Below are 22,825 nucleotides of genomic sequence, written 5' to 3'. Positions count from 1 at the left end.
AGTAATTTTGCATACTTGTATTATTTAGATTTTTTTCTTAATTCTAATTCAGAAGAATAAAACTTTAATTTTTCTTCATGAACTTCTAAATTTCTTTGTTTTTGTTTAATTATTTCTTCCGATGCTTTTTCCATAAATTTAGAATTTTCTAGTAATTTTTTATTAAATTCAATTTCTTTTTTTGAAAATTCAATTAGTTTTTCTAGATCTAAAATCTCTTTTGTTTTTTGATCCTCAGAAAGCATAATAGAAATTTCACCATATGTTAGTTTAACTAAAAAATCATTATTTTCTTTAATTTCAAAATTAGTCATTTTTTTGATAATCATTAAATTTGTTTTATCCAATTTAAAGTCTTTAGGATAGAAAAATAAAATTTGTGATTTAGAAATTGCTTTGTCTTCTCTAAATTTACGTAATATAGTAATTAACTCAATTAAATTAGGAATGGAATTATCTTTTATTGAATCTAATTGTTTATCTGTGAATATTAATTGTCTTGCTTCCAATAATTCTTCATGATAAATATTTTCAAATAAATAATCAGTTAAGAATGGAAGAAATGGATGTAAAGTAATTAAAATTTCTTTAAAAATAAAATGAACAAAGTAATTATTATTTTTAAATTTTAGAAATTCTAAATATCATGATGATAAATCATTATTTATAAAATCTTGAATATATTTAAAAATGTTATTAAATTCATATTTATTCATAGCAAGATCAATATTGTTTTTAAATAAAATAAACTTGTGCAAAATCCATTTATCGAAATAATCTAATTTATCAAAAGTGAATTCATTTTTTAATTTTATTGAAGTATTTGCAATTAAACGTGAAACATTTCAGAACTTATTTATAAATAATCTTGCAGTTTTAATTTTGTCTTCACCATAATTAATATCTTGACCGGGTGTACAATTAAAAATTAATGACATTCTTAAAACATCAGAACCATAATCATTAATTACATCAATTGGATTAATTCCATTACCCAATGATTTTGACATTTTTCTTCCTTGATTATCTCTCACAAGGCCATGAATGAATACTTGCTCAAATGGTTTTTTACCAATAAAAAACAAACTTTGAAAATACATTCTTGCTACTCAAAAGAAAATAATGTCATATCCTGTTACAAGCAAACTAGTTGGATAATATCTTTTAATTAAATTTTTATTTTGTGGTCAGCCCAAAAATACAAATGGACTTAAAGCTGAACTAAATCAAGTATCTAGAACATCTTCATCTTGAACTCAACCTTCTCCAGGTTTATTTATTTGAACTTTAATTGAATTATTTTTATATCATGCTGGAATTCTATGACCTCATCATATTTGTCTACTAATTGTTCAATCATAAGCATTTTTCATTCATTGAATTAAAGTTTGTTTAAAACGTTCAGGAATGAATTCAACACCATCAGTAGTTTGCAAATGCCTTAATAAATCTTTAGCAAGAGGACCCATTTTAACAAATCATTGAGGTTGTACTAGTATTTCAATGGCCTCTTTACTTCTTTCACTATATCCAACATTAGAGATAATGTTTTCAATTTTTGTAACAAGATTTTCTTTTGTTAATTTTTCAAAAATTGCATTTCTAGCATCGAATCGATCTAGTCCTTTAAACTCTAATGCAAGTTCATTCATTTTCCCATCTTTATCAATGCATTCTTTAATCTCTAAATTATTATCTCTTATTATTTCTATATCATCAATTGCATGGGCAGAAACTTTCATAATTCCAGTACCAAAGTTTGGATCAATTTTATTTGATAAAATAATTGGAAGCTTTTCTTTTGTAAGAGGATTAATTACAAATTTGTGAACTAATTCACTTGCTCTTTTATCGCTAGGATTAATTGCTAAAGCAACATCACTAGGAATGGTTTCTAATCTTGTCGTTGCAACTTCTAAAAAATTGTTTGATTCATTATTTAAATAGTATTTCAAATAATACATTTTTTGTGGAGTTTCTTTGCTAATGACTTCAATATTAGAAAGAGCTGTTTTTAATTTAGGATCTCAATTTATCGGTTTAGTATCGCGATAAATAAGTCCTTCATTATAAAGTTCAATGAAAACTTTAGAAACAGCCTCTTCAGCATTTTTATCTAAGGTAAATCTTTCATTGTTATAATCAAGAGCAAGACCTAATTTTGCTCATTGATTATTAATGTTTGCTGAATATTCATCTTTTCATTTTCAAATTTCTTCAATGAATTTTTCTCTACCTAATGTATATTTGGACAAACCTTGCTCTGCTAATTTTTTCTCAACTACTGCTTGAGTTGCAATACCAGCATGATCTTTTCCTGGTAATCATAAAACATCAAAACCTTGTATTTTTTTATAACGAATAATAGTATCGGGAATATAAGTATCTAATGCATGACCAATATGTAAGTTACCTGTAATATTAGGGGGTGGCAAAATAACAGTAAATGGTCTTTTACTTTCGTCGTGAGAAATAAAAAATTTACCTTTTATTCATTTTTGATTTCTATCTTTTTCTACTATTTTATGATCAAATACTTTATCCATTTTTTCCTCTTCTAGCTTCATTTCCAAATTATCTAAATTAAAAATCATAGTTTCTTCAAATGTTTCAACATTTTTAACTTCATTTTCTGTTTTTATTTTTCAATCAGGTTCGAAAAACATTTGTTTTTTTAATTTTTCATTTTTTAAATTATCTTCAGTAACTCAGCGGTTAAACTCATTTCATGTACATCAAACATAATGCATGCTATCAATTTGATATTTATAGAAATTTTCAAAAGTATTTACATTTGTAAGGTATTCATTGTAGTTATCATTAGTAATAGCATCATTGTAACCCAACATTTTTTTTACTAAAGGATTAATGGGGTTTTCCATTATTTGATTTGTTTTCCCTTGTTCAATTATTCTAGAATTATTAATAACATAAAGTTTTGTAGTTACTTTTGAAGATATTTTAAAATCATTTAAAAAATAAATGCCCATAATATGGTTTTCTAAAATATACTTATCAAAATAATTTAAAACTACATTTCTTTTTCTTAATCCAATTTTAGAAATTGCATTTCCAATAACAATTAAACTTGGTTCTGAAATAATAATTTTTTCTATTTCAATAGCAATCTTTTCATCAATTGATAAGGCCGAAAATTCAGATTCTAATTTATCTAAGGAAATATTAGCATTTTGAATAATAGAAAAAATTAAATACTTGGTTACAAATAATTGGACAATATGTTTTGACACCATTTTTTTATTAAAAATACTATTAGAACTAATAAATTTGTGTTCTATTTTTTTAATTAAGTTAATCAATTCTTGAGTTTTAGCAATTAATTTTAAATTTTCGCTAACATTTTTTTCAATAGAAAAATTGGTTTTTTTCACAAAGTTATTAAAATTGGCAACTATATTTTTAAAAAGAGATTGATTAATTTTACTCAACTCTACAGCTTTTTTATTTAAGAAAGTTATATCATCAAAATAATTTTTTTTAGCTTTATTAACATTTCAAAAATATTCATTTTTAGCATTTATATAATTATTTTCTGCTAATTTTAAGTTTTCTATATTAACAAAATTATTAAGAGATAAATCTATTTCATAACTATCATTATCTAAATCTTGAACTTGTTCAATGTTTTTTGCTAAAAATTCTTTTGATTCTTCAATAATTGAAAAACAATAGTCAATATTAATGACAAAATTCGTATTTACAATTTGTTTAACTTGTTCAGCTAATTTAATTCTTGAATTTTTATAATTAATAAGTTCAACTTCTGATGAAATTGATGATTTAACTTCATTAATTTCGTCAAATAATTGATTTAAGTTATTATTATTCAATCAAATAAACTTTTCGTGATTACTAGCAAAAAATGCTAATAATTTTTTATTAATTAAATAATTTTTTAAAAAGTAAACATATGAAGATTTATTTTTTGCTTTTTTAAATTCTGATAAATAAAATTTATTTTCTTCTTTTAAGTCATAATTGATTTTACTTAATACTTTTTTGGTTTCAAAAAATATTTCTTTTTGTGATGATTTAATATTTTTAACTTTATTATTTTTTAATTTGTTAATTAGTTTTTTGTAATTAAAATTTTTGTTATATTTACTATTTAATTCTAAATATTTTTGTTTTGCATTTAAAAATTCATTTCGTTTTGTAAAAGGTTTGCCATTACTAAAGTCAAGGAAAAATAAATATACTTTATGCATTAAAAAATATTCTTTGGTTTGATACTCATTAATTATTTTTTTAGCAAAAGAATAAAACAATTCAAGAGTTTCTAAAACCTTACTTTTTTTATTCTCGAATGGTAAATTATTAAATGATTTGATTTCTTTTATAGTAGATAAGAAAATTTCATTTATTTGTTTTTGAAGTTCATAAAACATATTAGCAAAATGACTTTTAATTAACATTTCATAATCTAAATAAAAATCAGTTCATGTAGTAGAAATAATGTCAGTATAATGTTGAATGAGATCAACTTTCTTTAAGTAATTCATTAAATAATTAAAAAGATTTAGTTGATAACCATTTTCAAATGATTCTTCATCAAAACCATATCCCACATTATAGCAATAGTCATTTTTTTTATACGATAAACTAAAATAATCAGAATTAACTAATTTATATTCAATTAATCCTTGATAATCAGTAAGAGGAATTTTATTGTCAACTAGTAAATTAAAAATAATTTTTTTTGTATAACTATCATCACCTAGAAATCCAAGGATATTATTTTGATCAAGAGTAAAAGATAAATTATGAATATATGTTTTGCTTTTGTTTTCATCTCAAATAATTTTCTTTAAATTAGTTACTTTTAATTCAGACAATGAAGTTTTTTTTGTAAACATGATTAAAATCTATTTCCTTCCTTTGATTTTACTAAAGGAGCAACAATTTTATATGTTGCTAAAATAATGGCTAAATTAAAGAAAATTTTTATCGGGCTCAAAATTGTTTGAGCGGTTAAATTAACTCAAAAATCAGTTTTTAAAGCAGCTGTATCAGCTCATGCTAGAATAATTACATTAATAAATTCTAAAATAGCACATAAAGAAACTATTGCCATAACTTCTAAAAATGTTTGATATTTTTTATTTAAAAAAATACGATACAAAATTAATGCAAGTGACATTAATGCAAAGCCTGATACTGTTAAAAAAATATAAAATTGTTTATTTCTAATAAAACGGTTATTTGCAAAATATGAAACATCTAATTGACTAAATATAGCAATAATTAGAAAAATTTGAATTGCTAAAAAAGTTATAGCAGAAATAAATGAAAAATTAATCATTGCTGTTGGTTTACTTTTAGATTCAAGTAAGATAATTTCAACTTTATAAAAAGCAATTTTTTCTGAAAAATATTGTATATCAGCGGGATTTGATTTAGAAATGGCTTCATCATATTGTCTTTGGTAAAAATCGACTATTTGACTATAGCGAAATATTTTATATTTGCGAGAAAATAAAATTTCATTAAGATTAAAAAAATAATAAGCGCAAATACCAGGAACAAATCCTGCAATTGCTACTGCTAATGTGTAAAGATAATGATAATAAGTGGGAACAAGAGCAAATGAAATTAAATCAGCAAGAACTCCAGTAATCATTCCTACTATTGGTCCAAAAATAAACCCTGTTATTTTAATTGGCAATCCAATAAAACTAAATTTAAAACTTGGCAATGCACTAACAGGCAATATTCTTACAGAAATTAAAAAGAAAACCACGGAAATTGCTATTAAAACACCCACAAAAGCAATTCGTTTAGAACTTCATTTACGATAGTTTAATCCTGATTGTGAACGAACTCATCTTAAATAATGTTTCAATCCCCCAGGAATTTTGTTTTCCATGGCTTCTCCTTATCTATAGATACAATAATAAATATAATTATAGAATAATAATTATTAAACTCTAATTTTTCTACCTTCAAAAATAGATCTCTTATTAATGGTTGGTAAATTAATAAATGTTTTATAATAACTTGAATTTACTATTACACCAATATAAATAAAATAAGACATTAAACTTACTAATAAAATTAAATACATAAATGTCGCTACAGGGCCAAATTTATCATAACGAATAATAGAAGTTAATGATCCAAAAATCAAAATGAAAATAGAAATTGGAATAGAAGCAATTAAAGCTCCAGGGTGAATATGAGAAAATTTGATTTTAAATGATGGAGCGAATTTGAAAAATAATAAAATGCTTAAATAAGTAAAAATTGGTAGTGTTAAGACAATAGTAAAATAATAAATTAGTCAAAATTCTCATCTTAATTTAAGATCACTAACTAATTTAACTTTTGAATATTCTTCTTGAGTAGATAAACCACTAAAGCCCGCTTCTTTCATTAAAAATGACATAAATGCAGTAAATGATAATAATAAGGCAGTTAAAAAAATTGTCAAAATTACACTAATTACTACACCTTTAATTCTAATTAAAACCATATGTAAAGGTGTTTTATGTTCATATAAAGCATCTACTGAAAAAACAAATTTTGAGTAACCCTTTGAGGAAAATCAAATTACCGAAACAGCAAATAAAACAAAAGTTATTGCTCCACCAGCATTTTTCCAAATGCTAGTCATATCTGGTAAAGTATCTTGCACACCAGGAATAATTCTTCCTAAAATAGCATAACGTAAAACTATATTATATTCAATCTTAATAGGGCCAATCACAGAAATTAATAAACAAGAAATTGGAATAAAAGATAAAAATAAATACATTGCATTTCCCGCAGGAATAAAAGCAAATTCACGTGAATTAAATTTTTTATAGGTATTATTTACGATTTCTTTACCTTTTGTTTTGTTATTTTTAATTTTGTGTGGAATTGCAATAAATAAAATTATATAAATAAATCATTTTACAATACGCTCAATTATATTTTTAGAGTGTTTATTTTCAATGACTTGATTTGAATTTATTTGGAGTTGTTCTCTTTGACTGTTTTTTTCTTGAGCATCCCATCCAGTTCTTAGTTTGTTATTTCGTTTACGTCTACACATTTTTATTTAATTTTTTCCTCAATTGCCTTTTGAAACTTAATTTTATCACCTTTACCTTGGGTAGCTTTCATAAATTGTCCAAGCATGAATTTAATTGCACGATCATAATTGTTTTTAAATTCATTAATTAAAGTGGGATTATCTTTTAAAATTTGATCAATAATTTCATCAACAGAAATTTGTTTTTGCTCTTCTAATAAGTTGTTTTTTAAAATTAAAGAGTCCAAGGTTTCATTTTTATTTAATTGTTTTAAATCAATAATTTTTTGAATGCTAGATTTTATAATTTTACCTTCTGATAAATATGTAATTATCATTTTTACTTCATCTGGTCTTAAATTGAATTCTTTAATTTCAATCTTATTATTATTTAAATATGTAACGATTTCTGAGAAAAAAATATTGGCAGATTTTTTAAAATCAAAATAATTTATTTTATCTAAATATAATGCATATTCAATATTGCCTAATAATTGAGGTATCTGAACATTATTTAGACCTAATTTTTCATATCTAATTTCTTTATCATATGGTAATTCTTCAATATTTATATCATTGATTACTTTATCAGTTAAAAAAATATAAGCTATATTAATACCGGGAAAATATTTATAATCTATAACATTAGATTTGGTTCTCATAACAACTGTTTTTTGAGTTGCTTCATCAAATCTTTTAGTTTGCTGTAAGATAGGTTTGTTATTTAAATAACATTCAATTTGATAATTTGATTCGTATTCAATTGCTTTTTGAACGTTAGATAGTGAATTAAGGTTTTTTATTTCCACCCTTGTATTCATATCATTGGTTCCTTTTTTTCTAACCGACAAATTAATGTCTGTTCGCAAGCTTCCTTCATTCATTTTTGCATCACTAATATCTAAACACAAAGCGGTTTCTCTTATCGCTTCAACATAAGCTGCTGCTTCTTTTGCAGAATGCATAACAGGATTAGATACTATTTCAATTAAAGGAACTCCTGCTCGATTGTAATTTAAATAAGTTAAATTATTTTCATGAATTGACTTTGCGGTATCTTCTTCTAAATGGATTCTTTGAATTGATATATCTTTTCATTCTTTATCAACTTTTATTTTAATACTTCCATTTTTACCAATTGGGTGGAATTGTTGAGTAATTTGAAAACCTTTAGTAAGATCAGGATAAAAATAATTCTTTCTATCAAAACGAACTAATTGATCAATTTCCATATTTAACGCTTTTGCTAATTTTATTGCTTTAATAACTGCTTGTTTATTAAGCAATGGTAATGAACCAGGATATGCAATATCAATATTTGAAACGTTTTCATTTGGTTTTGATAAGAAATCATTTTTAATAGGTGAAAACATTTTAGTCTTGGTATTTAATTCTAAATGAATTTCTATTCCAATTACTATTTCTCAATCTTTAGATACCATTTTCGCCTCCTAATTTCTTTTCAAAATATAAAGCATAAGAAAGGAGTTTTTTGTCAGAATAAATTTCACTATCTATAGCTAAATTAAAAGGTAAATTATTAGATTTTTTTTGCCCCATTTTTAATGTTAGAGAAGGATTCCCTGTCAAATTAGAATTAGTTAAAATAAAATCCATAAATGAAGAATTTTGATTTTCTTTCAATTTTGGAGCAGCATCATTTGAGGCAGGATAAATAAAACAGTCTGAGTTTCTATGAATTTCTGTAAAATAATTACTTAAATATCTTCTCATTCTTTTGGCTTTATCAAAATATTTATATTGATTTTGTTCTTCTAAAAAGAATGCTCCCAAGATTAATCTAGATTGAACCATAGGTCCTAACCCTTTGCTTCTTGTTTTTATATAGCTATCTTCTCAACTATTACCCTCAATTCTATTTCCAAAAGCTACACCATTCAAATTTGCTAAGTTAGAATTAGCTTCAGAAAATGCAATGATGCGATAAACAACATTGATTGAATTAAGCAATTTTTCATTAACACTTATTTTTTCTAAAATAACATTATCTTTTTGTAATAAATCTAAAACATTTTTATAGGCTGATTTAACATCTTCATTTAAATAATCAAAACAATCTAAATAAGCTACTTTTTTAGGTTTCGATAATTTTATATCTGATGAATTAAAATGCATGTCAAGTGATGTTAAATCGTGTTTTAAATCTTGTTCGAATAAAACACTACTTAATTCAATTGAATCGGCAACATTATGTGTAAAGTAAGCTACTGTATCTAATGAAGAAGCAAAGGCAAATAATCCATATCTACTTATTGCTCCATAACTTGGTTTAAAACCAACTTTACCAATGTTAGATGCAGGTTTTCTAACACTATCACCTGTGTCAGAACCAATTGCAAAAGAAATATTTTTAGTGAATGTCGCTGCAGCCCCCGAAGAAGAGCCACCAACTAAATAATCTTTATTTAAGGGATTTTTAATTATTCCAAAAGCTGAATATTCTCCAGTCCCTCCCATACCAAATTCATCTAAATTTGTTCTAGCAATACAGGTTGCTCCAGCTTTTTCGAGTAAATCTATTACTGTTGCTTTATATTCGGGTTTAAAGCCATCAAGTAGCAAACTTGAGGCTCTAGCAACCACATTTTTATCGGCGTAACTATCCTTAATAGTAAAAATACAATTTGTTAATTTACCTTTATTTTTGTAATTATATTCTGCATCTTGAAATACATATGCTACTGCATTATTTTTATCTTGCAGCAATTCTTGTTTTGCAAAATCTAAATTTCCTTTACAAATCATAGCTATACCACTTTCTTCACAATCACATAGTCATTGTTTGAGTGACTAGAATTTTTTAAAATAGCTTCTTTAGATAATCTAAAACTATCATCAACTATATCATCTCTAATTAATGAAAGATCAATTGGTTTTTCATTAATTTGTGCAATTGGTAAAACATTATCAAGATTAAAATTTTCTAATTCTTTTAATTCTTCATTTATTTCATTTAACATTTTTTTTGTTAATGTTATTACTTCCTTATTTGGTAAAAGCATAATATCGCTTGCTAATTTTTTAATTTTCTTATCATCCATAATTTTCTCCTATCATTTCGGTTGAGAAATAAAAATTTGTTCATTGTATTCTTCAAAATCTTGACTTAACTTATGAAAGGTCAAGGAATATGAATGTAAAAACATTCTTTTAGCACGTTCTCCACCATACTTTGTGTCACCTAAAATAGGGCATTTTAGATAACTTAATGTTGCTCTTATTTGATGCTTCTTGCCAGTCATAATTTGGGCAAATTTTTTATTATTATCTACTCAAAATATTGTTCTTGCTTTGACACCAAATTTGGGGTCAACTTCCATTTTTTCGTTTTCAATATCTTTTTTTATTCTTACTGTAATATCCAACTTTTCATCATTAAAGTTAGAAACAAATTGATATATTTTGTCAAAACATTTTTGTTTTTCTTGAAATTCAACTAAAGCTGCATAATTTTTGGCATATATAATTAATCCGCTTGTCTTTTTATCCAATCTTCCAATTGAAGACGGTTTGAAAGAACTAGTTTTTTTATAGTTTAAATACTTTAAAACTTGATCATCTAAACAATTAGGTTCAGAATGAATAGCAATATTAACTGGTTTATCAATAATTATTAAATTTTTATCCTCATAAATAACTTTAAAATTAATATTTGCCTCATTTTGAAGAAAAGGCTTTGTTGGACTAACAATACCATAAACTTCAATATCATCATTTAATTTGATTTTATATTGTTTATCTTTGGTTCTTATGCCATTAACCTTGATGTCTTTCTCTCTAAAAACTTTTTCAATTCTAGAAATAGGAACATTATCTAAAATTTTTACCAAGTATTTAAATAAGGTTCTATCAACATCATTTTCTTTTGCTTTAAGTTTAATCATCTTCTCCTGCTTCAATTGTTAGTAAACCATCATTATTAGTGTCTTGTCTTTGAGAATCAAACAAATTGAATTCATCTTTTTCTTCTTCCATTGTTTCATCATTATATCGACTGAATTCAGGAAAAGGTGGCAATTCTGCTAGAGTTTTAATTTTAAAATAATCATAAAACTTGTTTGTTATACCAAATAATATTGGATTACCAGGAGTTGAAGCAACACCTACTTCTTCAATAATTCCCTTAATTAATAGGTTTTGCACTATTGTATCACTTGCAACCCCTCTAATATTAGAAATCATAGATCTAGTAACAGGTTGCTTGTATGCTACAATGCCAGCAACTTCTATTGCGGCATTTGAAAGATGTTGTTTTCTTGTAATGGTAACAAGATCTGAAATATAGTCCTTAACACTTTCAATTGTTAAAAATTTATACACATCATTAAACTCATGTACTTTTATTCCACGGTCCAATTTGTTAAAATATTCTTTAAAATCTTTTAACATTCTTCTACCTTCTTGAACAGTGTTTAATTTAAAAATGTCTTTTATTTGTTCGCTGCTTAATCCCTCACTACCTTGCATAAACAAAAGTGCTTCAATAGCATTATTCTTCATATTCTACTCCTTTAGAAAAAGTTATTATTCCTTCATCTTCTTCTTGTGAAATTACAATTATTTGTTGACGAGATAAATCCAAAATAGCTAATAAAGTTATAACAAAATGTCCTATAGTAGGGACAGAAAAAATTTCTTTGAAACTTACATTATTACGATTTTTAAAAAGTTTTAGAATTCTAATTTTTTGTTCTTCAGGACTAACAGCTATTGTTGAAATAGTGACATTTCTAATTAATTCAGCATAAGTTCTTTCAAACATTTTTCTTAAAGCAACAACTAATCTAGATGAATTGGCATGGCCATCTAAAATACTATCATCAATCTCTTTTTCAAAACCACTAGTATCTTCTGGATTTTTAGAAAAATAACTTTTTCTTAATTCTTCTTGTTCTTTTAAAACAAGTGATATTTCTTTGAATTTTTCATATTCAGCAATTTGTTGTAACAAACGTTTTTTCTCTTCTTTAACTTCTTCTTCAACTTCAGGGTCTGCCAAAACCATTCTTGCTTTTAATTGTAAAAGATTTGCTGCCATTACTAAATATTCACTAGCAATATCAAATTCATATTCTTGCAAATTTTTAATAATTGCTAAATATTGTGTCGCAAGCTCTGCAAGGTCAACTTCAAAAATATCAATATTTTTATCTTTAATTAAAGTTACTAATAAGTCTAATGGCCCATCAAAATCGCCAAGTTGAAAATTATATTTGTCAACTTGTTTATCTGAAACTTCAGTTTTATTAGTTACTTCATTCAATGAAATTTCTCTAACAATTGGTTTTTCTATTTGTTCCATATAATTCTTTTCTTTATTTGTGAGCCCGTTTTGTAAATTTGTTAGTTTTAGTTTCATTTGAAGTAATTATTTGATTATGATAATGAGATGAAATAACATTTTTTACTTGTGTTGCTAAATCTTCTGATGAAAGAGTTTGAAAATTAATTGGTTTAATTTGATTATGAAATATAACTTCAATTTTTAATTTACCGTTTCGGTTTTTATCTAAGGCATTAGCAGCATTATTAATAGTAACAGGAATAATAGGTAAATAACAAGATTGGGCTAATCGAAATGCACCAGTTTTAAATTCTCCTAGCATTCCATCTTTTGTTCTAGTTCCTTCTGCAAAAATGACGCCACATGATTTGTTTGTTTTAACAAAATTTCCGAAATTAAATAAAGTTTTTATTAATTCTCTAGGTTTTTCAAAGTCTAAATAGTGAGTATCAAAAAAAGATGCAACTAAAGCAATAGATTTTTTGTCTTTTACTTCAGATCGAGCTACAAAATTAACTAATTTGCTTTGTTTTTCGCCATCGCCTAAATTAGACAAAGCTACCATCATTATTAATGGATCGAGGTATGTTGAATGATTAGGAATAAGAATACAAGGATTATTTGGAACGTTTTCAAATCCTTTAACTTCTAATTCAATCCCCAAATATTTAAGAATATTTTCAAACTTTTTTTGAACAATACGATTTTTCTCATATTTAGAATAATAATCAGGCATTTTATTGTTTCTTCTTGCCTTAATTTGCAAAGTCCAAAAATTAATTAATATGGGAAATAAATTTCAAAAAATTCTTGTTCTTAATTTCATTATTTTGCCTCCTATTTTTTTAGCACTATTGCCATTACCAAATCTTCTTCACTTGAAGTTGATATTTCAAAATCTAAAAAAATATATCTACCTATTTTATCTTTTAAAATATTTATTTCTTGAAAATTTGAATATTTATTGTCGCATTTATAAATTGCTTCTTTTATCGCCCACCTAACCGCTAAAAATTTAGGCTTGTCTATACTAATTTCATAACTTTTTAATTCATCTTCATGTAAAATTTTTTTAATAAAATTTTTATTTACATTTTTAAATCTACTAATTTTTGTTAAATCAATTCCTAGCATAATTCTATTTTAGCTTAATATATTATTATAAACAATCAACCCCCAATATTAAAATAATTTTAATAAAAAAGCACCACTATTGATAGTGCGCTACATTGTAATATAAAGTGCAACACTATGAAATAATTTTTATAGGTTGCATTTTTTATATTAAAGTAAATAAAAAAAGAGCAACCTAAATAAAGTGCTTCAAGAGGTTACTCATGATTAATTATAATTACTTAAATTACAAAAATAGAATTATTATTCAAGAATACTTAAATAAAGGTTTTTCTATTAGAAAAATAGCCAAACAAATAAATAAATCACCATCAACAATATCTCGCGAAATAAAACGCAATTTTGATAATGATAAATTAATTTACAATCCAGAAATAGCTAATCAAAAGTCTATTCTCAGAAGTAAACATAGATCTTATTTTTGATATTTTTTAGTAAGAGATAGATATGAAGAATTTATCGATCAATTTGCAGCATTATATGATGGTAAACTTTGAACGGTTGAATCAACTTATTTTTTTATAAAAAATAATATGAGTGTAAATGAATTTGAAATACCATGTTTAAAAACTATTTTTAATTGAATAAACTCTGGTAAATGAGTTTTTAGTAGAAAAGATTTATTAAGAAAAAATTACACAAAAGGAGGAAAACGTTCAAAAACTAATGTTATTGATCGCCTTGTTGGAGCAAGATATATAAAACCAATATGAGCAAGACCAAAAGAAATAAATAATCGATTAGAATTTGGGCATTGAGAGCTTGACTTAGTTTGTGGCAAAAATGTTAGAGGTGCTAATCATATAATCACATTAGTAGAAAGAAAAACAAGGTTTTGTTATGTGGCAGTTATGAAAGGTAAGCATCCTGATAATCTTAATAGAATTTTAAATAATTTAATTGCAAATAATAATATCCCAGTAAAATCGATTACTACAGATAATGGTTTTGAATTTAGAAAAATTGGTTTACTAGCTTACAAATTAAATATATTTGTATATTTTACTGATAAATATGCTTCATGACAAAAAGGAAGTAATGAAAATTGAAATGGTATTTTTAGAAGAATTTTTGCTAAAGGCACTAATTTTAATGAAATTGATATTAATGAAATTCAAATTGCCACAGAAAGAATTAATTTTAAACGTAGAAAAATTTTTAATTGAAAATCCTCATATGCTTTATACGAAAAAGAATTAATAGAAGAATATAACAAAATATTTGCTTAATAAACTAATTTCAAATATACTCAAACACTAATATTTAGTGTATTTTTGTTTTTTAACTTTTAAAAAATATAAAATAAAACATGAAGCACATAGGTGTTGCACTTCATGTTACTTTCTAGCGCACCACTATTGATAGTGCTTTATTTATTATTAACAAAGAGGATCTCAAGGATCTATTTCAAAAGGTTTTTTATCTAAACCTTCTAATATTTCTTTAGTCAAGTGCTTTTTATCCACAATGGCCATGTAATTATATTCATCAAATCAAGAGTCACTCATTGAAAAAATTCCTTTTTTTCCAACTTCGTCGCCTCATGAGTTTTCGACTTTTCAAGAAATAGGTTGATCATTTTCATCCAAATTTACACCAACCATATTCATAGCATGACTAATTACTGATGCTCTTAATTCAAATCTATCTTTACGATTAAATTCAGGGGTTTTTGTTAAAGTCAAGTCATAATTAAATAATTCAGGATCCATAATACCTGTTTTATTATCGCTAAATGTACCTACATCGCAACCAAATCAAACACTTTCACCTGATTTAAGAGTTTTAATCATTGATAATTTAAGGTCCTTAATAGTAACATTTAACATGTTTAATCCTTGTCCTTCATTAACACTCTTATAATAATTTGAATGAATTAAATGATTGTAAGGAAATTTTTCACGAGGATCGTTAGTTAAATTTACTTTATTATTAAGTTCTTCATTAACATATTTTTTATAAAAATCTAATGGAGTGATGTCGCTAATTCTATGAAATTTTTTATCTTTATCTTGATATTCAAAAGTAAATTTTTTAGGAGGTTTACCTAAAGATTTAACTAAAATATTATAAACATCATATAAAGCCGATTTTTTTAATTGTTCAATTTCTTTAGCTTTATTATTTTTGTGTGCTTTTCTTATTAAGGCGGCATAAGCCTTTAATCTTCAATTAATTTGGGTTACCATTGCGCTTGTTGCCTCACTTTGAAAAGTTTCATTCATTGCTTGTTTGGGTACTATTCCATATTTATTAATTAAATCAATGAAAAATTCTCAGAATCCTCCATCTTGAATTGGACTTTCATTATAAAACATAAATAATCTATCATTAGTATCTAATTCAATTCCTTCATTAATAATAAAATTTAGATAAGTATTTGCTTTTTCTAACTTGTCATAAAAATGAATATAATTTTGTGAAAGTTCAATAGAATCTATATTTAGTTCTTTCATTATTTTTATTCTTGCCATATTTAATGCAGCAAAAATTCAACAACGACCACTTTGTTTTTGATTAGTAATACTACCTGATTTTGTTTCAATAGAAAATTCAAAATTGTGTTTTTTAACAATTTCATTATTCATTGAACTTGCTTTGATTCCATTTTTTACAATAGCATTTTCTATTATTAGATTTTCTTTATTTTCATTATATTTTTTTTCAAATTCATTAAGAATTTTTTCATCAACATTTTTCATTTTAACATCCTTAAATTTTCATTATAAATTATTAAAATAATATCAAAAAAAATAATGAAATTACTTCATTATTAAATTACTCTAAATTTTTAAATGTTTGTTCATTGGCAAATTCGTAGTTTGAACGACGACTTTTTATAACATACGAAACTGTTAAAGTTGAATTTTTATCATCAGGTTTTAATAATTTAATAATAACATCAAAATTATCAATAATAGGTATATTTAAATCGGATTTTTTAATTTCACTTGGTAATTTAGCAATACCATTTTTTATTGATAAGTATTGGCCTTTATGTTGCTCCATAATTTGAGAAATTAATAATTTATCAAGATTAAAAAATTCATTTTCTAAATCAATTTCATATTCGGTCAATTTTGATTTTATTGTAATTTTTTCTCCTGTTGGAAGTTCTATTTCTTTACCAAATATTGCATATAAAGTTAATTTGTTTTTATTTAAAGAAGCATAATTTATTTCAAGTAATTTCTCATTATTTTCAGATACAACATCAAAATATTCCTCAAATAATTTTATTATTTTTTCTTTGTCATAATTACCTGCATTGATTGAATTGATTAGTTCATTAATTGTTGAAAAGTTTTGATTAGGTTTTTTAATAATATTAGTTGTTTTTTTATCAATAGAATAGAAATAATTTTTATCAATCATAAAACACTTTAAAGTAATGGTTTTTGTATAACTCATCGAATTATTGTTAATAATGGCAATTTTCAAAATTATATCTCTACTTAAGTTGTCAATTAAAAATGAAACTTTAACTTTATTAATTAACTCCTTAGAAATATTGAATTTGAAATATTCATTAAAAAATTTAGAATCTAGCTTAAAATTTTCTTCTTTTCATTTTTCTAAAAAATCATGAGCAGTCATAGGAATCTTTGGTTGAACTTGTTCAACTTTTAATGATTCCAAATTTGTTGCATCATTTTGTTTTGAATTTTTATTATTAAGATAATATGTAGTAATTACTGCAGCTGTTGTGGTTGCTACCATTAATGCAGAAAAACCCAAAGATATAAACAAAATTTTTTTATTATTTTTTGTCATTTTGCACCCCCTTAAATAAATTCTTCTCTTAAGAGTCCTTGAAAACTAAATTTCTTAGTTATAGTTAAAGTTGGATCTTGTTTTAAAGTTATTGTCAATTTTAAATCTAATTTACCCTCTTTATCATTAGGAAAAAATTCAAACTTAAAGTCATAGTTTGAATTGAATAATTCTTTAAAGTTGCTTTCATTTATTTTTGAAGGAAGCGTTTTATAATTTAAAACCTCTTTTATTTTTCAGTCAATAGTTTTTATAAAACTATCAAATTCATCTTTTAATGTATTCTTTAAATCATCATTAAAATTAATATCATACATTACATTTCTAGAATTAATTAGGTATTTTGTTCCATCACTTCTAGTTAGTTCTTTTTGAAATTGTACACTTAACATTAATTTGCTAGGTAAAATATCAAAAGGATTATTTTTTATAGATTTAAAATAATTAATATTACTTAATATTTCTCCATTGGCAGTTTTAATATCTAATAAAGATTTAAGTTTGTCAAATCATCTTTTTTCAAGTAAACCTTTTCCTTCGATAAATGAATTAGAATATTCATTAAAAATATTAATAAAGTCTCTTAATGGAACATTTTTATTTCTAGTTATCTTAGTTTTAGTTTCATCAATTTTATATTTAGATATTTCGTCACTTTTAAATCCTTTTAAAATAAATTCCCTAACAAAAGTACTATTTTTATTATTTAAGTTAGAATAAGTTATTTTTAAAGATACTTCTTGATTATAATTTGTAACTTCTGCATTAACAATAGCATTTTCAAGTGTTTTTTTAATATTTTCATTGCCTGTTTTTAAATCAAAGAAATTATTAAAAATATTTGCATTTAAATTATTTTTTTCTAATTTTCACTTATTAACAAAATCATTGGCAGTAATGGGTAAATTATTATTTTTATTAACAATATCAAAATTTTCTAAAGTTGATAAAGTGGGATTTTTGTGGTTAACAACAAAATATGTTCCAACAATGGCAATAGAAGTGGTAACTACTGTTGCTATTGTAAAACCAATGGAAACCGACAAAATACGTTTATTTTTCTTAATCATAAATTAACCGCCTTTCTTTTTTTGTTAATCTTTTAAGGCAATTTTATATAAAAAACAAATTTTTTAGACTAATATTTCATAAAGTAGATATTATTGACAAAAAAACATCAATTAATTAGAATTTTTTAATGTAAATTTTTACTTTTAATAAATTGTAAAAAAGTATTTTCTTATGAAATATTTCCAAAAAAAATGTTTAATTTGATGGTGTTTTTTTATATTTAAAACTATAGTTTTATTAGTATCCCATAGCTTTTTCATATTCTTCAAGCGAACCATAAAAAAGATAACTTTCATTTGGTTTAATTTCTAAAATAACATTAGCACATTCTTTAATCATTGCTCTATTATAAGTAGTAAAAATGCATGATCCTTTATAAGTTTTAATTGCTTCTATAAGTGAATCAATAGATTCGGAATCTAAATGATCAAGTGGTTGATCAAAGATCAAAAAGTTGCTTTCTTCTAACATAAGTTTCGAAAACATTAATCTTACTTTCTCGCCCCCACTTGTAACGGTAACATCTTTAAATACACTATCATTTGAGAAAAGCATTCTTCCTAAAAAAGACCTCATTCTTGAATCACTATTATCTTTAGTTTCTTGGGTAGAATTATTTAAAGGTCATTTACTAATTCATTCTAAAATTGTTTCTTTTTGAGCAAAATATTCTAAATTATTATTTGGAAAATAATTAGGTTTTATTGTAATACCTCAGTTAACATCGCCACTTAATGGTTTAATTTTACCTATTAAAATTTCCAATAATCTTGTTTTAGCAATGTCATCTTCGCCAATAATCACCATTTTGTCCCCTGGTTTTAAATTAAATGAAACATTATTAAATAAATAATTACCAAGTTCATTTTTATAGCTTATTTTTTCAACATTTAATATTTGTTTTCCTGGCAATCTATTTAATTCAAATTTAATAAAAGGATATTTTCTAGATGAAGGTTTTAATTCATCAATTTGAATTTTTTCAAGAAGTTTTTTTCTACTTGTAGCTTGTTTTGACTTAGAAGCATTAGCAGAGAACCTAGCAATAAATTCTTTTAATTTTTGTGCTTGTTCTTCTTTTCTTAAGTTTTGTTTTTGTTGCATTTCAATTAGTAATTGACTCGAAGATTTTCAAAAAGTATAATTTCCCACAAACAATTTTGCTTCTGAATAGTCAATATCAACAATATGAGTACAAATTTCATCTAAAAAGTCACTATCATGACTAACTACTATAACAATGTTGGGATAATCCATTAAAAAATTTTCTAATCATTTAATGGTTTTTAAATCTAATCTATTAGTTGGTTCGTCCATTACTAAAATATCTGGATTACCAAACAATGCTTTTGCTAATAATACTTTAACTTTTTCATTAGCTTTTAAATCTTTCATCATTAAATTTCATTTTTCAGGAACAATTCCTAAATTAGAAAGTAATGTTTGGGCATCATTTTCAGCATTTCAACCACCCATTTCACCATATTTTTGTTCTAATAAACTAGCTCTTTCATAATCTTCTGTTGTTGCTTCAGGGTTTTCATATATTTTATTTTTTTCAATATTAATGTTATACATTTCTTGATTACCCATAATAACAACATCAGTAACATTGTAATTATCAAATTCGTTTTGATTTTGACTTAAAACACTCATTCTAGCATTTTTATCTTTTATTATTTGACCTTCACTAGCTTCAATTTCATTACTTAATATTCTTAAAAAAGTACTTTTTCCAGCACCATTAGCACCTATTATTCCATAAACATTTCCAGGTAAAAATTTTAAATTAACATTAGTAAACAATTTTTTATCTGGAAAAACTTTACTAAGTCCTATAACTTCTAACATTAAAAAAACTCCTTAAATTAATATAATTAATTCTATATGAAAATGTCTAGTTTTTTGCTTTTAGTAAAAAAGGTAATAAAAAACTAGCAACTTGCTAGTTAATTTTTAGTTTAATTCTCAAGTGAATTCTTCAGTTTCGGTTGCCGATCCTTTATCTTTTTTAGAATTTAATTCTGTTCCAATAGTAACATGAACAAACTTAAATTTAATAACATATTTTCCTTCACTTGTTTTAGTAATATATACTGCTTTTATACCTTTTGTTTTAAATTCCGAATTTAATAAATGCTTTTTAATTAAATCCATATATTTAGGTGAATTATTAAATTTTTCATCAAGGAAATGAGGATTAATTTTAGGAGCATCGGATTTTTTTGCATTTTTTGAACTAGAACCATAACTTCATGTACTTGTTGCTAAATATAAACCTTTTGTTTTATTTTTTAACTTTTTATATTCTTCTTCAATTTGTTTTATTTCATCTTCAGTTAATTTTTTAAATAATTTATTTTCTTTAGCTGCTTTTTTCAATGCTTCATACATTGATTCTAAGCCTTCTTCGGTTTTGAAACCGTTAATTTCAAATTCTTTTTCTTTAGTTTCGCTTGAACTTTTATCTTTAATAGTTACTTTAATTTTTAAAGTACCTGTTTGATTATCATATGAAACTATTTGTTTAGTAACATCTACTTTATCTAATTGATTTTGAGGATCAATTACTTCAATATTACTTTCATTAATTGTAGATGCTAATGTATTATTTTTATCAATAGCAGAAGAGGTTTCTACAGTTATTCTAGTAATTAATTCATCTAAATTAAAGTCTTTTTTCTTGAATCCTGTGATTGTATAATTTGCTGAACTAGATTTGCCATCTTTTATCAATGTTAGTTTAGCTATTACTTCACCAGTTGTATCATTTTTGCTAATAATTTCTATTTTAGATGTAACCCCATTAGTAAATGTATGTTCTTGTGAATTTTTAAGAATTTTAATATCCGATTCTTTTACAGAGCTAGGCAATATAGAGCTTTTATCACCACTTTTATACTCTAATGATATATTGTCAAATTCTGATTTTAAATCATCTACTTTAAAACCTGTTATTTTAAATGATTTAGATTTTGATTCTATTATTGCGCCATTTTCATCAGTATAAGTAAGTGTTGCAACAAAATTTAGTTCACTTTTAATTAAATCTGGAGTCAAACTTTTTATTGATAAATTTACATTTGAAATTGGATTAACTAAACTTATTTTTTCTTTTTTAGCTTCTTTAACTAAAGTATTTTCTGCATTTTCATATTTAAATGATGAATCATTCAAATTATCAATAAGTTTATTTAATTCAGATATTGTTAATGAACTTGATTGCATTTCATTAGTTTCAGTTTCTTTATAATCAATTCTTCTATTTTCTGGGTGTTTAAAATCATACTTAGCTAAATAAAATTTCAAAGCATACTTGCCGTTTTTCTTTACTAATTTAACTTTATTGTTAACTTCATTAAATTTAGATAAATTATTTTCACTTGCAAATGAAGTACCAAATGGTATTTCATTTTTATTGTAAGTAAATAAAGTTGTTCTATCAGGATCATTATATGGTTTATTTGAAACTGTGCCAGTTTTATAATCAACATTTAAAATACTACCATCTTCAAGAGAATCTAAAATTTCCTTAGCTTTAGCAGTATTACTTAAATTGAAAAGAGTTTTTGTTTTTTCTCTTAAATCTAAAATATTTTTCTTATTTGTTTTATGTGTACTTATATTTGCAGTAATAGAATTTGAAACTAAATTTCCTTTTTTAAGTTTAAATGAAATTTGTCTTATACCATTATTTATTTCATCTTCAGTAGCAGGTTCATTAATGAATTTTAATTCTTCAACTGAATATTCAGATGATAATGGTTGATTGTTATTTAATAGACTAATTTTACTAGTTTCAAGTTCATTAGCATCCTTCGAATTTAAGTCACTATCATATTTTGTAGTTAAAGTTTTGGCAAAATCAGTTAATTTTTTAACTTCTTCATTAGGTTCTACAATTTCAGATGATTTAAATCCAGTAATTTCATATTCAAATTCATTACTTAATTTACCTGTAGATTTTTCTTTTAACTGATATTTGACTTTAAGAGTTTTATTAGATGCTAAAAGATTTTTAATCACAACTTCATATTTTTCTTTATCAAGATTATTAGTGATTAAATCTGTTTCTTTTATGTCTTTTGATTCTTTTGTAGTTTTATCTTTAACATCAAATGTTACTTTTTTAGCGATATCATCTAATGGCATATTTTGTGAACTTTTGAAACCTGTGATAGTTGTTTCATATTCTCTACTTGTTTTGCCGGTTTTTTTGTCCTTTAATTGGTATTTAACTTTAAGAGTATCTCCAGATGGGGTTAAATTTAAAATACTTGCTTCATATTTAGTTTCATCAAAATTTGAGATTTTAATATCTTCCTTTTTGATTTCACTAGCAATTTTTGTCGTTTTATTTTCAATATTAAAATTAACCTTGCTTGCTATATTGTTTAATACATTAGTAGCATCATCACATGACGAAGCTACAAAAGGTAGCCCTAAAAATGAAATTGAAGGTACTAGTGTTAATAAGATAATTTTTTTATATTTTTTCATTTCTC

At 24.2% G+C, this 22,825-nt stretch carries 17 protein-coding genes; 1 reads left to right on the top strand and 16 read right to left on the bottom strand.

From position 1 onward, the window contains the following. Window positions 1-20: 20 nt before the first annotated feature. Genes ACLFP3_RS01460 through ACLFP3_RS01410 form a run of 11 tightly spaced genes read right to left on the bottom strand, consistent with a single transcriptional unit; the run spans window position 21 to window position 13,475 of the window. Window positions 21-4,877 (bottom strand): valine--tRNA ligase, encoded by a 4,857-nt coding sequence (locus ACLFP3_RS01460; RefSeq protein ID WP_412031827.1) that lies wholly within the window; start codon window positions 4,875-4,877, stop codon window positions 21-23. A gap of 2 nt (window positions 4,878-4,879) precedes the next feature. Beyond that, a complete protein-coding gene (locus tag ACLFP3_RS01455; protein WP_412031826.1) occupies window positions 4,880-5,887 on the bottom strand; it encodes an ECF transporter S component in 1,008 nt (335 codons plus the stop codon). A 54-nt stretch (window positions 5,888-5,941) separates the two neighbouring features. Continuing rightward, window positions 5,942-7,057 (bottom strand): YihY/virulence factor BrkB family protein, encoded by a 1,116-nt coding sequence (locus ACLFP3_RS01450; RefSeq protein WP_412031825.1) that lies wholly within the window; start codon window positions 7,055-7,057, stop codon window positions 5,942-5,944. Between the two features lie 2 nt (window positions 7,058-7,059). Next, entirely contained in the window at window positions 7,060-8,478 is a 1,419-nt protein-coding gene (gene gatB / locus ACLFP3_RS01445; RefSeq protein ID WP_412031824.1) for an Asp-tRNA(Asn)/Glu-tRNA(Gln) amidotransferase subunit GatB, read from the bottom strand. Next, complete coding sequence (locus ACLFP3_RS01440) at window positions 8,468-9,802, bottom strand: amidase family protein (protein WP_412031823.1); 1,335 nt, start codon at window positions 9,800-9,802, stop codon at window positions 8,468-8,470. Before ACLFP3_RS01440 ends, gatB begins: the two co-directional genes overlap by 11 nt. Window positions 9,803-9,804: 2 nt before the next feature. Further along, window positions 9,805-10,098: an Asp-tRNA(Asn)/Glu-tRNA(Gln) amidotransferase subunit GatC gene (locus ACLFP3_RS01435; protein ID WP_412031822.1), complete on the bottom strand. Its 294-nt coding sequence runs from the start codon at window positions 10,096-10,098 to the stop codon at window positions 9,805-9,807. Between the two features lie 9 nt (window positions 10,099-10,107). Further along, entirely contained in the window at window positions 10,108-10,941 is an 834-nt protein-coding gene (locus ACLFP3_RS01430; RefSeq protein WP_412031821.1) for a pseudouridine synthase, read from the bottom strand. Beyond that, window positions 10,934-11,557 carry an SMC-Scp complex subunit ScpB gene (scpB, locus tag ACLFP3_RS01425; protein WP_412031820.1) on the bottom strand — a complete coding sequence of 208 codons (624 nt, stop codon included), beginning with the start codon at window positions 11,555-11,557 and terminating at the stop codon, window positions 10,934-10,936. Before scpB ends, ACLFP3_RS01430 begins: the two co-directional genes overlap by 8 nt. Next, window positions 11,547-12,359: a segregation/condensation protein A gene (locus ACLFP3_RS01420; RefSeq protein WP_412031819.1), complete on the bottom strand. Its 813-nt coding sequence runs from the start codon at window positions 12,357-12,359 to the stop codon at window positions 11,547-11,549. The genes scpB and ACLFP3_RS01420 overlap by 11 nt, the downstream gene beginning before the upstream one ends. A 13-nt stretch (window positions 12,360-12,372) precedes the next feature. Further along, a complete protein-coding gene (locus tag ACLFP3_RS01415; protein ID WP_412031818.1) occupies window positions 12,373-13,167 on the bottom strand; it encodes a lysophospholipid acyltransferase family protein in 795 nt (264 codons plus the stop codon). Window positions 13,168-13,178: 11 nt separating this feature from the next. Further along, on the bottom strand, window positions 13,179-13,475 hold the full coding sequence (locus ACLFP3_RS01410; protein ID WP_412031817.1) for a holo-ACP synthase: 297 nt from the start codon (window positions 13,473-13,475) through the stop codon (window positions 13,179-13,181). A 203-nt stretch (window positions 13,476-13,678) separates the two neighbouring features. On the opposite strand from ACLFP3_RS01410, the gene ACLFP3_RS01405 reads away from it, so the two are divergent. Then, the gene (locus tag ACLFP3_RS01405) at window positions 13,679-14,704 is read left to right on the top strand and encodes an IS30 family transposase (protein ID WP_412031816.1); all 1,026 of its coding nucleotides are present in this window, start codon (window positions 13,679-13,681) and stop codon (window positions 14,702-14,704) included. A 150-nt stretch (window positions 14,705-14,854) separates the two neighbouring features. Here ACLFP3_RS01405 and ACLFP3_RS01400 read toward each other — a convergent pair whose 3' ends face one another. The 5 genes from ACLFP3_RS01400 to ACLFP3_RS01380 form a co-directional block, all read right to left on the bottom strand. Then, on the bottom strand, window positions 14,855-16,177 hold the full coding sequence (locus ACLFP3_RS01400; RefSeq protein ID WP_412031815.1) for an aminopeptidase C: 1,323 nt from the start codon (window positions 16,175-16,177) through the stop codon (window positions 14,855-14,857). 76 nt (window positions 16,178-16,253) lie between these two features. Continuing rightward, window positions 16,254-17,249, bottom strand: coding sequence for a hypothetical protein (locus tag ACLFP3_RS01395; protein WP_412031814.1), 996 nt, complete (start codon window positions 17,247-17,249; stop codon window positions 16,254-16,256). 11 nt (window positions 17,250-17,260) lie between these two features. Then, window positions 17,261-18,319, bottom strand: a complete 1,059-nt coding sequence (locus ACLFP3_RS01390) for a lipoprotein 17-related variable surface protein (protein WP_412031813.1) — start codon at window positions 18,317-18,319, stop codon at window positions 17,261-17,263. Window positions 18,320-18,557: 238 nt separating this feature from the next. Next, window positions 18,558-20,171, bottom strand: coding sequence for an ABC-F family ATP-binding cassette domain-containing protein (locus ACLFP3_RS01385; RefSeq protein WP_412031812.1), 1,614 nt, complete (start codon window positions 20,169-20,171; stop codon window positions 18,558-18,560). 105 nt (window positions 20,172-20,276) lie between these two features. Further along, window positions 20,277-22,820 carry a lipoprotein 17-related variable surface protein gene (locus ACLFP3_RS01380; RefSeq protein ID WP_412031811.1) on the bottom strand — a complete coding sequence of 848 codons (2,544 nt, stop codon included), beginning with the start codon at window positions 22,818-22,820 and terminating at the stop codon, window positions 20,277-20,279. Window positions 22,821-22,825: the final 5 nt, after the last annotated feature.

It is taken from the genome of Metamycoplasma buccale, assembly GCF_046774455.1.
Taxonomy (GTDB): Bacteria; Bacillota_I; Bacilli_A; order Mycoplasmatales; family Metamycoplasmataceae; genus Metamycoplasma; species Metamycoplasma buccale.
The sequence above is the reverse complement of the archived record's forward strand: the minus strand, read 5'-3'. Positions and strand labels throughout refer to the sequence as shown.